Below are 15352 nucleotides of genomic sequence, written 5' to 3' on the forward strand. Positions count from 1 at the left end.
GAGTAGGTATATCCACCAGCACCTCCGGAAGGAGTCACCGAAGCGGAACCGTTAGATCCACCGTTACAGGATACGTTTGTTTGCGCAGCAGTTGCCGTACTGATAGCCGYTGGCTGTGTAATTGTAAAGTTTCGAGTAGCCGTACAAGAATTAGCATCTGTTACCGTTACGGTATAACTTCCAGCTGCAAGTCCAGTTGCAGTAGCAGCCGTTCCACCCGAAGGCGACCAAGAGTAGGTATATCCACCAGCACCTCCGGAAGGAGTCACCGAAGCGGAACCGTTAGATCCACCGTTACAGGATACGTTTGTTTGCGCAGCAGTTGCCGTACTGATAGCCGTTGGCTGTGTAATTGTAAAGTTTCGAGTAGCGGTACAAGAATTTGCATCGGTTACCGTTACGGTATAACTTCCAGCTGCAAGTCCAGTTGCAGTAGCAGCCGTTCCACCCGAAGGCGACCAAGAGTAAGTATATCCACCAGCACCTCCGGAAGGAGTCACCGAAGCGGAACCGTTAGATCCACCGTTACAGGATACGTTTGTTTGCGCAGCAGTTGCCGTACTGATAGCCGTTGGCTGTGTAATAGTGAAACTTTGAGTTGCGGTACAAGAATTTGCATCCGTTACAGTACAAGTCCAGACTCCAGGAGTCAAACCAGTAACAGAAACTGTTCCATCACCTGTTGGGTTGCTTGGTGTCCAGTTGTAAGTATATGGTCCTGTTCCTCCAGTAGCAGCATTTACTGTTGCAGCTCCTGTTGAACCACCATTACAAGCGATGTTTGTTTGAGATGCTGAAGTTAAAACAATATCACATAGATTATTTACAGTAACAGCAAATACTTTTTCAAAAGATAATCCGCCCTGATCCGTTGTACGAATACGAACCGAATACGAAGATTTGGTTTCAAAATCCGGACTTGCATTGATGGTCAGGCTGTTTCCTGTGATGGAGAACGCCGTATTATCGGTGCTTCCTGTACCGGCAACTAAAGTATAAGTAAAAGTATTTGACGCATCAGCATCGGTAGAAGACAAAGTTCCCACAGCCGAGTTGGCGCTTATATTTTCGTTAATGGAAGTAGCCGAAAGAGCAATATCAGTTGGGGAGCTATTTACGGCAGGCGATGTAACTGAAATAGAGTTTATACTATGATTGGTAGTAGATTGGTCACCTAGATATCCTCCAGCGCTTATATAAAATCGTACCTCGTCAACATTTTGAAAGGCTGAGGTTAAGGTTATCGTTTTTGGGATGTAACCTGAATCAAAGCCATCAAAAGTTGTGGAAGCTACTTCATTACCATCTCTATATCCCTTTACTGTATTTGTAAATGACGCGCTTTCTCCCCAGTTGTAATAGACAAATTGATTGAGACGAAATTCGCTACCCGTTAACGATTTAATTGCCATCCCTTTTGAACCCACATTATTTTCATTGGTTAGCCCTGAATAAGAGGGACTTGAACTTGACATAAAAGAATTGTTTTGCCAAGATAATGCGGGTAGTAAAGTTCCATTGATATTTGAAATATTATATACCTGGATATCAATATCGGATATGGTCTGAGACCCCCCTTCTCCATCGCTTGCAATATCATCGCTGGTAATGGATGCGGGATTGCTGGTAAATGTCAATGTGGGAGAGGTGCTCAGTAAAACTCCTTCTGCAAGATCATTGATTGTGATGGTAAATTGTTTCTCAAAAGTCAGACTCCCTTGATCGGTTGTTCTCACGCGGATAGAGTAGGATGATTTTGTTTCAAAATCCGGGCTGGCGTTTATCGTCAGGCTGTTCCCTGTGATGGTGAATGCGCTGTTATCAGTGCTTCCCGTACCAGCTACTAAAGAATAGGTAAAAGTGTTTGAAGCATCGGGATCAGTAGAAGACAGCGTCCCCACAGCCGAGCCGGCGCTTACATTTTCGTTTACTGCTGTATTGGAAAGAGCAATGTCCGTCGGCGTTTCGTTGACATTATTTACGGTAACTGCAAACACTTTTTCAAAAGTGAGGCTTCCCTGATCTGTTGTTCTCACGCGGATGGAGTACGAAGATTTGGTTTCAAAATCCGGGCTTGCGTTGATCGTCAGGCTGTTTCCCGTAATGGTGAAAGCGCTGTTATCGGTGCTTCCCGTACCAGATACCAGAGTATAGGTAAAAGTGTTGGCGGCATCGGGATCGGTGGAGGACAAAGTTCCCACTGCCGAATTGGCGCTTGCGTTTTCGTTGACGGTATTGGCCGAAAGGGCAATATCCGTCGGCGCAGTATTAGGAGTTGAGAGACTAAATATAGGATTTGAACCTGGAAAGCTGGTTCCCCCAGGAGATATGTCGTAGGTTGTTGCTTCATCATGATTCCATTTACTTTTATTGCATATTTCTGCTAGTATTGTTGCTTTTGTACCTGTTGTTATCCCAGTATAAACATTGTTGTCTCCGTGATAAGTTACAGTTGTAAGAGCAATGGCGTTTGTGCCTAATGTTAGTGAAGGAGGTAAGTAAGTAACACTATTGCTGCTTAAATTTCCACTTCCTGTTGTTACAAATGTACCAGCTGTAATTGCGACACTGTTTATAGTGCTTGTAAAAGCATTTCCCCAAAGAAAAATAAAATTACTTACGTTAGTTATACTGCTGCCTTGATAAATAAACCAATTATCTCCACCGGCGTTTCCAGGGGAAGTAGTTGTAGCTACATTTGTCCATCCTGTAACGGTAACAGTTCCTGGTAATCCTGTAACGGTATTTCCTCCCTTGGTAATTCCGATTTTGAATATAGTTCCAGCACTTATGTCCGAGGTTGGCTGCCATAAAATACCCCCTTCGGTATCCAAAGCAGTACTGGTGCTAGCCTGAACATTTGTTAAAGTGTTTGGAGTGCTTTCGTTGTACCAATAGTCACTAATACGGATTTGAGTGTTAGCTAGAATCGGAGCTAGTGTAACGATAGTAATTTCGTAATTTGGAGAAGTATCGTAGTTGACTCCAATAATTGCGATGTCACCTGGAGATAAAGTTTGAGCGTTTGAGGATGCTATCATATACAGAAAACATCCTAAGAAAAGTAATTTTTTAAACATATAATTTTTTTTAAAGTATATAAAAAAAGGACTGTTGTAAGAACAGTCCTTTTAATTTTGATAATTTATGGTCTGGAAGGATAGATGCCTTCGTAGCAAATTATATATTGCATAGCCACAAAAGGCGGTACAGTTGGAAGAGGTTGAGCTCCAGTTCCCCAAGGAGTCAAAGTCAATCCTGTTGGATCAAAATTCAAGGTGTTGTTTACTGTTGAACTGCCTCCAGCTAAAGGGATGGTTGGTGCAGTATTAGTATAAAGATTGGGTTGGCCAGCTCCTCCAACATCTCCTGTTGTTCCCAAAGCATTGTTTGTTGCTGATGGCGATGGAGATGCTCCATCTGCGGTACTCGCTTGCAAAACAGTATTTACTGTTACAGAACCTGAAAGATTTGTTCCAGCTCCTTTTACAATTGAGTGAGTGTGAGGAGGCATATTGTTTGCGGTAACTATTACTGATTGAGTACCGCCAATTTCACCTAATGAGTATGTTCCACCAGGATGTGAACCAGAAATATTTGAACATTGTGTCGGAAATGCTCCGCGTAAATCAGGAAGTTTAAATGTAGATATTCCATCTCCGCCATAGGTTGTCCCTAATATAGAAAATAAAGCTGTGTTTTGGCTTATAGATAAAATTTGTCCTTCACAAGTATAAAATCCTCTTGGAGCAAAATTTCCTGCAAAAAGTTTGATGGTTCCCATTATTTCTTCCATAATTGTTTATTGTTTAAGTAGTTAATAGATTATTTTAAGTTCTTCAAAAATAGTTTAAGGAATGAAATAACAGAAGAAAAAATGACATAAGAGGGGAATTTCATGTCATGAAATATAAATATGGAAGCAAATAAATGTTTTAAAAAAAACTTTAAAAACAACGCTATCTTTGCTTTTAAAAAAAAGTTAGAATGTCCCACCATCATTTCATCATCCACAAGCCTTACGGATATTTAAGCCAATTTATTTACGAATTGAAACGCAAGAAAAAACTCTTGGGTGAATTATACGATTTTCCAGAAGGCACAATGGCGATTGGCCGTCTTGACGAAGATTCAGAAGGATTGCTTTTATTGACTACAGATGGAAAAGTAAGTGAACAGATTCGATCAAAAAAGGTCGATAAAGAGTATTATGTTCAAGTTGATGGAGTAATTACTCAGGCCGCAATAGATTTATTGAAAGAAGGTGTTGAAATTGGTTTTGACGGAGGGAAATATAAAACTAAAAAATGTGATGCCCGGCTCATTACTGAAATTCCTGATTTTGGACCTCGAGGCAAGAAAATACGTGACGAGCGTCATGGACCAACTTCTTGGGCTTCGATTACAGTCAATGAAGGAAAGTTTCGCCAAGTGCGCAAAATGACTGCGGCAGTTGGGTTTCCTACCTTAAGATTGGTACGGATCCGAATTGGAAATGTGCATTTAAAGGACTTGCAGGCTGGGCAAGTTTTGGAAGTAGATGATTTTCAAATAAACAAATAACCGATTAACCATTAAGAAATGTTAAACATCGTATTAGTAGAACCGGAAATACCAAATAATACTGGAAATATTGGACGTTTGTGCGTAGGCACTGAAAGCCGTTTGCACTTAATTCATCCTTTTGGATTTGTTATTAATGACAAAAACCTGAAACGTTCAGGACTCGATTATTGGGTGCATCTTGATGTCACCGAATATCAAAATGTAGCCGAATGGATGTTTCAAATTCCAGATCAATCCCGAGTTTTCCTGATGAGTTCCCATGCCAAAAAGTCTTATTTGGAGAATCAATTCCAAGACGGGGACTGGCTGGTTTTTGGTAAGGAAAGCGTTGGCTTGAACGCCGAAGTTTTAGCATTGTTCGAAAATCACTTAACTATACCGATGTCCCCATTAATCAGAAGTTTTAATATCGCCAATTCAGTTGCTTTTGTTGTCGGAGAAGCAAAGAGGCAGATTGGTTTAAGTGTTTAGAATCAGATTGCTGCAATCTATTTCATAAGTAATTAGACTGTTTTTTCAAAGGAAATTTCATATATTTGAGATAGACATTTTTAGGTCTTAAATTTCTTTTTATGATAGATAATGTTTCCTTAAGAAGTACTATTTTTCGGCATCTTGATGGTTTGGTAACTGCACCTGTTGCTTTTTGTTTGTATAAAAAAGGAGTGCTAGCCCATATTTTGGACAAAAAAGAAATATGCCTTTCTGAACTTTCTTCAAAGTTCAAAGTCAATGATGGTTATCTAAACGTTGCTTTGCGTGTTTTGGCATCACAAGGTTTTCTCGATTATTACAGGAACACAAATACTGATCTGATTGCTTTTCGCATTAATGAAAAAAGTGAAATTGCTTTTTCGTTGTTTCCATTGTATAAAGATGCTGTGGAGCTATTGCAGTGTTCCAGTGATTTGCGTCCCAAATTATTTGAAGGTGAGATTTTCAATCGAACGAAAATGATATTCGAAAAATGCCAAAATAATTATGGCATTTCATTTTCTGAGGATAGTTTAACGAATGAAATTCAGCATCAAATACTGATGCATATTGAAGGTTTTCTTGTTGGGCAAATAACGGTTCATTTGGGAATGAGCGGGATGTTTCATAAATATTTTATGGAAATATCTTTTCGCCCTGAAGAGTTTCATAAATTCCCCGAAAATTTCAAAACCGTACTTAATTTTTTAACTTATTTAGGTTGGTTTACCCAAAAGAAAGGCAATTATCAGTTTACCGAAACAGGTTTGTTTTTTGCCAAAAGAGCTTCGGCTTATGGAGTTACGGTTTCGTATTTGCCAACTTTCAGAAAAATAGAAGAATTAATTTTTGGAGATCCCTCCATTTTAAGAATTGTTGGTGATGGAGAAGATGAAATTCATGTGGATCGTGAAATGAATGTGTGGGGAAGCGGTGGTGCGCATGATGCTTATTTTAAAGTGGTTGACGAAATTATCATCAAATTGTTTAATCTGCCAATTGCTCAGCAACCCAGAGGAATCCTTGATATGGGTTGTGGAAACGGTGCTTTTCTGGAACACATTTTTGATGTGATTGAACGTCAAACATTAAGAGGAAAAATGCTTGACACCCACCCTTTATTTTTAGTAGGTGCCGATTATAATCAAGCTGCTCTCAAAGTAACGCGAGCCAATTTGATTAAAGCCGATATTTGGGCGAAAGTTATTTGGGGGGACATTGGCCGGCCCGATTTGCTTGCCGAAGATTTACGGGAGAATTATTCAATTGATTTGAAAGATTTGCTGAACGTGAGAACTTTTCTGGATCACAACCGAATTTGGGAAATACCAAAGCAAATTTCTAAGGATAGAAAAAGCAGTTCAACAGGTGCATTTGCTCATAGAGGCGTTAGGATAAACAATAATTTAGTTGAAGATAATTTATTGGAACATTTTCAAAAATGGTCTCCGTATGTCCATAAATTTGGATTGTTAATTATCGAATTGCATACGATAGCGCCACATTTAACCGCTATGAATTTAGGCAAAACCGCTGCAACGGCTTATGATGCCACTCACGGTTTTTCGGATCAATATATTGTGGAGATTGATGTCCTGCATAAAATTGCTGCCGAAGCAGGACTTTTTCCTGATCCCAACTATTTCAAAAAATTCCCTGATTCAGAGATTGCTACAGTTAGTATTAATTTATTGAAAGGAGTTTGAAAAAAGTGTTCAGTTTACAGTTTTTAGTATTCAGCGTTGTATTGGATAAAAAACTCATAACTCATTAAGTAATAACAAACTTCCCTTTTTCGCTGTCAAAAATAATGTGTTCGTCTTCGAATAAAGTGTTAAAACTTCCTTTGGTAATTAAATTGCAAGGTTCATCTTGCATTACAGTTTCAGGAGTCATGATAATCATTTCATCACTTAATTGTATCGCCATATCAATATCGTGGGTCGAAAACAAAATGCATTTTCCAGTTTCGTGTGTCAGTTTTTTTAAGAGCTTAAGTAATGAAACTTTATGTAATAAGTCCAAATGGGTTGTGGGTTCATCCAAAATAATCAAGGGAGTATCCTGTGCCAATGCTCTTGCAATCAAAACTTTTTGCAATTGGCCATCGCTTATTTCGTAATGCTTTTTTTGAGATAAATGACTAATTTGCGTCAGATCAATTGCATCTTGAACAATCTGAATATCTGCATCCGATAAAGTCCCTATCCAGTTGGTATAAGGTTGACGTCCCAATGCCACCAATTCAAAAACAGTTAAATTACTTGGAGGCAATTTTTCAGTCAAAACCATGCTTAAATTTTGAGCGAGTTCCAAAGGTTCATAGTTACTTATTTTTTTATCGTTCAACAAAACAGTTCCCTGCAAAGGTTTTTGAATTCCGGTAATGGTGCGCAACAATGTGGATTTTCCTATGCCATTTGCCCCAATCAAAGCAATCAGTTTTCCAGTCTGTAAGTTCAGATTGAGGTTTTCGGCAATGGTCACGGTTTCTTTTTTGGAAGTGTATCCAATGCTTAAATTAGAAGTGGTGAGGATGTTGTTTGCCATATTAATCGATTACTAATTTTATGGAAATGGAATTAAACACATAGAAACATAGGTCAAAATAGAAAATAAAAGACGCTTTGCTCAAGATAGTTTTCATAGTGCTATGTGTAAAAATGTATTTTCTAAAACAATCTAATTTACATTATCAATTCTATGTTTCTTTGTGTTTATTTAAAGAATTTTGGTAAAAAATAAAACACACATAGATGTAGAAATTTAATGTTTGGGTAGAAGTTTAAAAAAATCATTTACGAATGTTTTTTGTCCTTCTTTGAAAATATTATAACAATTGAAATTTACGATTAGTCCTTTGGGTGCTTTTAAGAGTTGCATATAGCTTAGAAGCTGCGCTTCAAATATAGAATTCATTTCTAATACAGATTTTAATTCAACGACAATACAATTTTCAATGAATAAATCACATCTAAAATTAGTCGTTAATTCTTTTGTTTTATAAATTATTGGGACATTGAGCTCTGTGTGAAAATTTATTTTCCTCTGAGATAGTTCTTCCATCATACATTGATGATATACACTCTCAAGTAATCCTTTACCAATAATTTTGTGAACCTCAATGGCTGAACCAATGATTTCATATGTTAGTTCGTCTAAATATTTCTGAGTAATCATTTGGTTTTATTTATACTGTAAATCTATGTTTCTATGTGTTTAAAAAAAGTTATATCACTTAAAATTCCTCTTTCGAACCAACAGCCAGATAACTACAGGTGCACCCAATATCGAAGTAATCGCATTAATTGGCAACGTAATTTCCATTCCCGGCATTTGGGAAACCACATCACAAACTAACATAATTCCCGCTCCAAAAAGTAAAGTGCTCCAGAATAGAACTGTATGATTACTGGTCTGAAAAACTAATTTAGCAATATGAGGAACTGCCAGCCCTACAAAAGCGATAGGACCAGCATAAGCCGTTATGCTTCCTGCTAAAATACTCGTAGCTAATATAATAATAAGTCGGGCTTTATTGAAATTCAATCCCATACTTTTGGCGTAATTTTCACCCAATAGCAAGGCATTCAGAGGTTTGATGCTTAGTAAGCTGAGCAATAAGCCAAACGTCACACAAATCGTTAAGATGAGGATGGATGTCCATGATAAATTGCCAAGATTTCCCATTGACCAAAAAGTGAATTTCTGCAATTGTTCTGCCGAGCTGAAATAGGTAAGAACACCCACAACGGCACTGGTGAAACTCCCAAACATAAGCCCAACTATCAAAATTGCCATAGTGTCCCGCAAGCGTTGTGAAACCAGTAAAACCAATAATAAAACAGAGGTACTGCCCAGTGTCGAAGCCAAAACGATTCCGTAGGGTGACAATAAAATGCCACTTAAAAAGGAAGGCAATACACTCGCTCCCAATATTACAAAAGCAACACCCAAACTAGCCCCCGAACTTAACCCCAAAACATAAGGGCCAGCAAGCGGATTTCTAAATAAAGTCTGCATTAACAATCCGCTTATGGACAATCCCATTCCGACCAAAACCGCAGTAATTGCTTTGGGCAAACGGTAATTGATGATGATGTATTCCCAGGTTGATTTACTCGATTGGCCTCCTGTTAGGCTGGTGTAAACTTCCTTGAAAGGTATGGTAATCGAACCTAAACTGATGTTTACAAAGAACAGAACAATAAGCCCTAAAAAAAGGAATGAGAATAAGATTGTATTTCGTTTTGGATTGTTCAATTCACTTTTTTTAGGAAAGGCCTAACAGGTTTTCAAAATCTGTTAGGCCTCATAATTTGTGTTTAATTCAGTTTTTGAGCAAAAGTAAAAGTATAGTTTGGAAGCAATTCAGGATGGAAAATTTTAATGTAATCTTTCAATACCAAATCAGGTCGGGCAGGAGATAATTCATAAAATATAGTACCTCCGGTAGCTCCTGTTTTTCCTTCAAAACTATAAATGTTTTTATTTGCAAAAGCATCAAATTGGCTATAATGCGGATTGGCTTTTTCCAGTTCCGACAATGATTTGAATGAACCAGTCGCAATCCAAAAATTAGCCGTTTTGGCTTTGTCTAATATGTTTTCAAAAGACAATCCAAGACTTCCAGTTCCTTCAAGATTTTTCCAAAGATAATCTGCTTTTGCATCTTTCATAAATTGGGCAACCCAGCTGCTGCCTCTTGCTACAAACCATTGATCTTGATACATAGAACCGTATAATACCGTTGAAGCTGGCTTTTGGCTGGCAACCAATTTTACGGCATCGCTGTATTCTTTCACGATATTATCAAATAATTGATTTGCTTCTTTCTCTTTGCCAAACAAAACGCCATACAATTTTAGCCATTCGGCTTTTCCAAGGGGTGATTGCTCCATCCAATCGGCTTGAATTAATACTTTTAAGCCGCTTTTTTGTAAATTTTCAATACTAGGATTGTTATTGTCAATGCCAAAAGTTACAATAAGTTCTGGTGCTAATTCAATTAGCTGTTCAATATTGAGTTTCTCATTTTGTCCCACATTTTTAACTGAACCAGCATCAATTAAAGCTCTGGTTTTTTCGGATGAAACATAATCAGTATGAGGAAATCCAATCAATGATTTTTCTACACCCAGCATTTCAAGAAATGGAATATTAGTTGTCGAAGTCACTACAATAGATTGCAGCGGAACATTGATTTGAGTATATTTTTTTAGGCTGTCCGGAATAATTCCGTTTTTTTCTTTTAGAATATAAGTGAAGTTTTTAACCGCATCTGGCCAAGGATTTGAAACCGTTACTACCGTATAACCATTCTGTTTATGGATTCCTAAACTTTTGGAATATTGAATACTGTTTGTAGTGCTAACAGTATTTATAATATCTTTTGTTTCATTTTTTTTACATCCAATGAAAGAAATGAGAACACTGACTAAAAGAACTTTGTAGAATGAAAATCGCATATTATATTTTTTTCAATAATCGCAAAGGTATAGTAAATTATAAATTTCTTGTTTAATTTTTGCAGTAAAAAATAAGACAAACGTTATCTTTACAAAATGAATGTTATAAAAGAGAAGCATTGTTCGGTCTGTCAAAAACCTTTTGATTGCGGAGATATTCCAGAAGGGGAAATATGCTGGTGCAATAATTTCCCTCCCATTTTCAATCCTTTTGATATATCAGATTGTCTTTGTCCTAGTTGTTTTGCAAAAGCATGTTCTGATAAAATTGATGAGTTTGTAGCTACAATAACTCCTGAAAATGCGATAGGAAACAAAGCCTCGTTATTGCCCGAAACCACAAAAATAATTGAAGGAATTGATTATTATTTTGAAGACGGCAACTATGTTTTTAAACCTTGGTTTCATCTCAAACGGGGATATTGCTGTAAAAGCGATTGCACGCATTGTCCATATTGATTTAAGAGAGCGGAGTTCAATCATTAATTTTAGGAGCAGAAAGATTAGGTATTTTTAGGAAACATTGTCCCGCTATCCGTTACAAACGAAGTTCACTGAACTCCTATGAAAATAAATATTAAGTGAAGTAATCTTTTTATTTTTAAAGGAAAAATAAAAAGGATTTTCACTGCTATCGGGGCTAAAGGGAGATATTTTGCTTTTTTGCAATCATTTTAAAAAAGAAAAACATAATAATCGAATTTAGGTTTAAAACGATTTTATAAAATATATTGAGAATACCAAGAAAGTTTTAAAGAAAGAAAAACAAAAATGATTTATTTAATTACAGGTGGAGAACGCTCGGGAAAGAGCAGTTATGCCGAAAATTTAGCCAAAGAATTAGCCGAAAATCCAATGTATGTGGCAACAGCTAGAAAATGGGATGAAGATTTCCAGAAGCGGGTTGACAGACACCAAAAAGATAGAGACGAACGATGGATAAACATCGAGAAAGAAAAATTTCTGAGTGAAATTGATTTTTCAGGTAAAGTAGCGATTATTGATTGTGTCACATTGTGGCTCACTAATTTTTTTGTAGATACCAAAAATGACGTTGCTTTAAGTTTGGAACAGGCCAAAGCTGAATTGGACGCTATTGCAAAACAAGAAAATACTACAATAATTATTGTGACAAACGAAATAGGAATGGGTGTTCACGCCGAAACTCACATCGGCAGAAAATTCACAGAACTGCAGGGATGGATGAATCAATACATCGCCAAAAATGCCGATACGGTAGTACTGATGGTTTCTGGAATACCAGTTGTGATTAAAAAATAGAAAACAATGGCAATATCAATGGCAATATCAAAAAAATAAAATTGAAATTGATTTTTGCTATTGCTATTGAAAAAAATATAAAATAGTAAGATGTTCAACTTAGATGAAATCATACAATCCCGCCGGGATACCCGTCATTTTACAACTGATGCTGTACCAGATGATGTGATCCAAAAAGCACTCCAAGCGGGTCATTGCGCTCCATCTGTCGGCCTGACTGATGCTACAAGATATTATTTAATCAAGTCGGCATTAATCAAAAAAGCAGTAAAAGAGTTGTTTTTAGATTACGACCAAAAAGCAGCAAACTTAACAGATGATGAACTGCAAAAAAAACAATACCAAGCTTTAAAGCTCGAAGCCATTGAAGAAGCACCCCTTGGATTGGTGATTTGTTATGACCGTTCGGTGTTGAATAATTTTACCATTGGAACTGTAGGAAGTAATGAAGCGATAAAATTCAGTGCGGTTTGTGCAGCCCAAAACATTTGGCTGTCACTGACAGAACAAGGCTATTCGATGGGCTGGGTTTCAATCTTAAATTATTATCAGTTCAAACAGCTTTTGGGATTGCCCGAAAACATTGAACCTTTGGGCTATTTTTGTGTTGGCAAACCTGCAACTGATTATAACAACCAGCCGATGCTGCAACAATTGAATTGGAAACAGAAAGCAGAAAAACCTTTTGTAGAAGAGATATTAGTTTCAGTTCCGGTTTCTGAGTCAAAGTCATTGCGAAGAACGAAGCAATCACACTCCAGTAATTTCGAAGTAAGTGAGGAATTGAAACAAAAAATAGATAATAAAACCAAACCAACAGGATCACTAGGTATTTTGGAAAGTTTGGCAAAACAAATTGGAACAGTTTTTCAGACCTTGGAACCCAAAATTGCTAAACCCAACATAATCGTTTTCGCCGCTGATCATGGAATTGCCGATCACGGTGTAAGTGCCTATCCGCAGGATGTTACCCGACAAATGGTGACTAATTTTCTCGAAGGCGGAGCTGCGATTAATGTGTTTTGTAAACAAAACAATATTGCGTTAACTATTGTAGATGCTGGAGTAAATTATGATTTTCCAACAAATGCCAATTTGGTTTCGGCTAAAATTGGGAAGGGAACACAATCTTTTTTACATACTCCGGCAATGAGTCGAACCGAATTGGATTTGTGTTTTGTAAAAGGAGCAGCAATTGTAAATACCATTTTTGAAACGGGCTGTAATTGCATTGGTTTTGGCGAAATGGGAATTGGGAATACTTCCACAGCTTCGATTTTGATGAGTATTCTTTTGGAATTGCCTATAGATGATTGTGTAGGCAATGGAACAGGTGTAGTTGACGAAAAGTTAATTCAGAAACAAAATATTCTTAAAAAAGCCTTAGAAAATTATAGTGGTCCAAATGATTTAGAAAGCAAGTTAGCTTATTTTGGAGGATTCGAAATTATGCAAATGGCTGGAGGTATGCTTCAGGCGAAAGAAAACAATATTCTTATTTTGGTAGATGGCTTTATTTGTACAGTTGCTTTTTTAATAGCCTATAAAATGAATCCATCGGTAAAAGAAAGCGCAATTTTCTGTCATTCATCGGCAGAGCAAGGGCATAAAAAAATATTGGATTATTTGAATGTTCGAGCCTTGTTGCAGCTCGATTTGAGATTGGGAGAAGGAACAGGCTGTGCTGTAGCATTTCCAATTATACAATCGGCCGTTTCTTTCCTGAATGAAATGGCCAGTTTTGAATCGGCAGGAATTAGCGGTGCGTAAATTGATTGCACATCACATAGAGAGGCACTGCAGTGCTTCTCTATTACAATGAATATAAAAAATAAATAATGAAAAAACAATTACATATATTTTTTACAGCCTTGATGTTTTACACCCGAATTCCGTGTCCAAAAAACATTGACCACAATCCTGATTATTTAAATAAAACATCCCGATATTTTCCGCTGATTGGCTGGATTGTTGGGGGAATTTCTTTTATAGTTTATTATCTTTCTGCTGTTTTATTTACAAATGAAATAGCTGTAATTCTTGCAATCATTGCAGGGATTCTCACTACTGGAGCTTTCCACGAAGACGGTTTTGCCGATGTTTGTGATGGTTTTGGTGGTGGCTGGACCAAAGAAAAAATCCTTCTGATAATGAAAGACAGCGCTATTGGCGCCTATGGAGCAATTGGTGTGGTTTTATTGTTTTTGCTAAAATTCATAGCTTTGTCCGAATTGGTTCATAGTGCGATTATTCTAAATAAAGATTTGCCATTTACTTATCACTATTTACTAATCACTATTTCTCTTCTTTTTATCTCTGCTCATTCGATAAGCCGTTTGTCTGCTATTTCAATAGTTTTTACACATCAATATTCGAGAGAAGATGCATCGAGCAAAAGCAAGCCAATTGCTAAAAATTTTACTTGGAAAGAAGTAATTGGAGCTTTGTTTTTTGGGTTGCTGCCTCTTGTTGTTTTATCTTTTTTTCAATGGCAGCTGCTGTTGGCTTTGGTACCTGTTTTTATCGCTCGTTTTTTCCTTGCCCGATATTTTCAGAAATGGATTAACGGCTATACAGGAGATTGTTTAGGTGCAACACAACAAGTATGTGAAGTGATTTTTTATCTGTCAATTATTGGAATATGGAAGTTTATTTAGTGCGTCATACCGAAACTGTCTGTGAAAAAGGAATTTGCTACGGTCAGAGTGATGTGGAAATTCGAGAGCCTTATGATGCTGTTTTTGAATCCATTTTAAACCAATTGCCACAAGAGGCTGTTTTATACTCAAGTCCATTGCAGCGCTGTGTCATTTTGGCAAAACATATTAGCGAAAATACCAAAATCGATTCGATTATTGAAGATTCAAGATTGATGGAAATGCATTTTGGCGATTGGGAATTACAAAAATGGGATGCTATTCCCAGGGAATTTCTAGATCCGTGGATGGAAGATTTTGTCACTGTAGCAGTGCCAAATGGAGAATCATTTGTGGATTTGGACAACAGGGTTCGGGGGTTCATGGATGTTGAATTGTATAAAACACATACAAAGCCAATTATCATTGTTGCCCACTCAGGAGTGATTCGAAGTGTTTTGTGCAAAATTAATAATATTCCTTTGCAGGAAGCTTTTAAAACACAATTGGATTTTGGAGCTGTGATTAAAGTGGAAATTTAAAATTTTTAAAATTTTCATTTATAGCATTGATTAATAAGTTGTTGTATTTCGAAATAAATTAAAAGTGTTTATTAATTTTACTTTTCGATATTTTTAACTTTATATTTGCACCCGAATTGAGGTTGTGTTTTACTTTTTTACGAAAACACATTAAAAGGGAATTAGGTTCAAAACCTAAGCTGTTCCCGCAACTGTAAGCTATCAAGCTTGTTGTTATCTACAAAGCCACTGTTTTAAATTGTAGATTTTAGAATTCAGATTTTAGACTTAATCTAAAATCTAAACTCAGAAATCTAAAATTGTAATGGGAAGGTGAACAACAAGACGCAAGCCAGGAGACCTGCCTTTTTTCTTAACAAATATCGAACTTTCGGGAAAAAAGGTT

The 15352-nt window shown here is 36.9% G+C and carries 14 protein-coding genes and 1 riboswitch; of the genes, 8 read left to right on the forward strand and 6 right to left on the reverse strand.

Features of this window, described 5'->3' with window-relative positions; genetic code table 11:
- Positions 1–3080: beta strand repeat-containing protein (locus AC1DVP_RS18650; protein ID WP_477184987.1), on the reverse strand; the 3080-nt coding region annotated here is incomplete at its 3' end.
- Between the two features lie 65 nt (positions 3081–3145).
- Entirely contained in the window at positions 3146–3796 is a 651-nt protein-coding gene (locus tag AC1DVP_RS18655) for a phage tail protein (protein WP_477184988.1), read from the reverse strand.
- Positions 3797–3987: 191 nt separating this feature from the next.
- On the opposite strand from AC1DVP_RS18655, the gene AC1DVP_RS18660 reads away from it, so the two are divergent.
- The 3 genes from AC1DVP_RS18660 (at position 3988) to AC1DVP_RS18670 (ending at position 6746) form a co-directional block, all read left to right on the forward strand.
- The gene (locus AC1DVP_RS18660) at positions 3988–4563 is read left to right on the forward strand and encodes a pseudouridine synthase (RefSeq protein WP_477184989.1); all 576 of its coding nucleotides are present in this window, start codon (positions 3988–3990) and stop codon (positions 4561–4563) included.
- A gap of 18 nt (positions 4564–4581) precedes the next feature.
- Positions 4582–5037 carry a tRNA (cytidine(34)-2'-O)-methyltransferase gene (locus AC1DVP_RS18665; protein WP_477184990.1) on the forward strand — a complete coding sequence of 152 codons (456 nt, stop codon included), beginning with the start codon at positions 4582–4584 and terminating at the stop codon, positions 5035–5037.
- 101 nt (positions 5038–5138) lie between these two features.
- Complete coding sequence (locus tag AC1DVP_RS18670) at positions 5139–6746, forward strand: class I SAM-dependent methyltransferase (RefSeq protein WP_477184991.1); 1608 nt, start codon at positions 5139–5141, stop codon at positions 6744–6746.
- Positions 6747–6810: 64 nt separating this feature from the next.
- On the opposite strand, the gene AC1DVP_RS18675 is transcribed toward AC1DVP_RS18670, so the two are convergent.
- The 4 genes from AC1DVP_RS18675 to AC1DVP_RS18690 all read right to left on the reverse strand — a co-directional run bounded on the left by AC1DVP_RS18675 (position 6811) and on the right by AC1DVP_RS18690 (position 10508).
- The gene (locus AC1DVP_RS18675; protein WP_477184992.1) at positions 6811–7590 is read right to left on the reverse strand and encodes an ABC transporter ATP-binding protein; all 780 of its coding nucleotides are present in this window, start codon (positions 7588–7590) and stop codon (positions 6811–6813) included.
- A gap of 216 nt (positions 7591–7806) precedes the next feature.
- The gene (locus tag AC1DVP_RS18680) at positions 7807–8220 is read right to left on the reverse strand and encodes a GxxExxY protein (protein WP_477184993.1); all 414 of its coding nucleotides are present in this window, start codon (positions 8218–8220) and stop codon (positions 7807–7809) included.
- Between the two features lie 54 nt (positions 8221–8274).
- Positions 8275–9303: an iron chelate uptake ABC transporter family permease subunit gene (locus tag AC1DVP_RS18685; RefSeq protein WP_477184994.1), complete on the reverse strand. Its 1029-nt coding sequence runs from the start codon at positions 9301–9303 to the stop codon at positions 8275–8277.
- Between the two features lie 62 nt (positions 9304–9365).
- Positions 9366–10508 carry an ABC transporter substrate-binding protein gene (locus tag AC1DVP_RS18690; protein ID WP_477184995.1) on the reverse strand — a complete coding sequence of 381 codons (1143 nt, stop codon included), beginning with the start codon at positions 10506–10508 and terminating at the stop codon, positions 9366–9368.
- Between the two features lie 96 nt (positions 10509–10604).
- Here AC1DVP_RS18690 and AC1DVP_RS18695 point away from each other — a divergent pair, with 96 nt between their 5' ends.
- From AC1DVP_RS18695 to cobC, 5 genes are all read left to right on the forward strand, one after another.
- Entirely contained in the window at positions 10605–10967 is a 363-nt protein-coding gene (locus AC1DVP_RS18695) for a DUF5522 domain-containing protein (protein WP_477184996.1), read from the forward strand.
- 312 nt (positions 10968–11279) lie between these two features.
- Entirely contained in the window at positions 11280–11789 is a 510-nt protein-coding gene (gene cobU, locus AC1DVP_RS18700) for a bifunctional adenosylcobinamide kinase/adenosylcobinamide-phosphate guanylyltransferase (RefSeq protein ID WP_477184997.1), read from the forward strand.
- 90 nt (positions 11790–11879) lie between these two features.
- Positions 11880–13559 (forward strand): nicotinate-nucleotide--dimethylbenzimidazole phosphoribosyltransferase, encoded by a 1680-nt coding sequence (cobT, locus tag AC1DVP_RS18705; RefSeq protein WP_477184998.1) that lies wholly within the window; start codon positions 11880–11882, stop codon positions 13557–13559.
- Positions 13560–13627: 68 nt separating this feature from the next.
- Positions 13628–14446 (forward strand): adenosylcobinamide-GDP ribazoletransferase, encoded by an 819-nt coding sequence (locus tag AC1DVP_RS18710; RefSeq protein ID WP_477184999.1) that lies wholly within the window; start codon positions 13628–13630, stop codon positions 14444–14446.
- On the forward strand, positions 14431–14967 hold the full coding sequence (gene cobC / locus AC1DVP_RS18715) for an alpha-ribazole phosphatase (protein ID WP_477185000.1): 537 nt from the start codon (positions 14431–14433) through the stop codon (positions 14965–14967). Before AC1DVP_RS18710 ends, cobC begins: the two co-directional genes overlap by 16 nt.
- Positions 14968–15069: 102 nt before the next feature.
- Positions 15070–15329, forward strand: a riboswitch (cobalamin riboswitch).
- The last annotated feature ends 23 nt before the right edge of the window (positions 15330–15352 follow it).

Source organism: Flavobacterium sp. P3_A6, assembly GCF_056403035.1.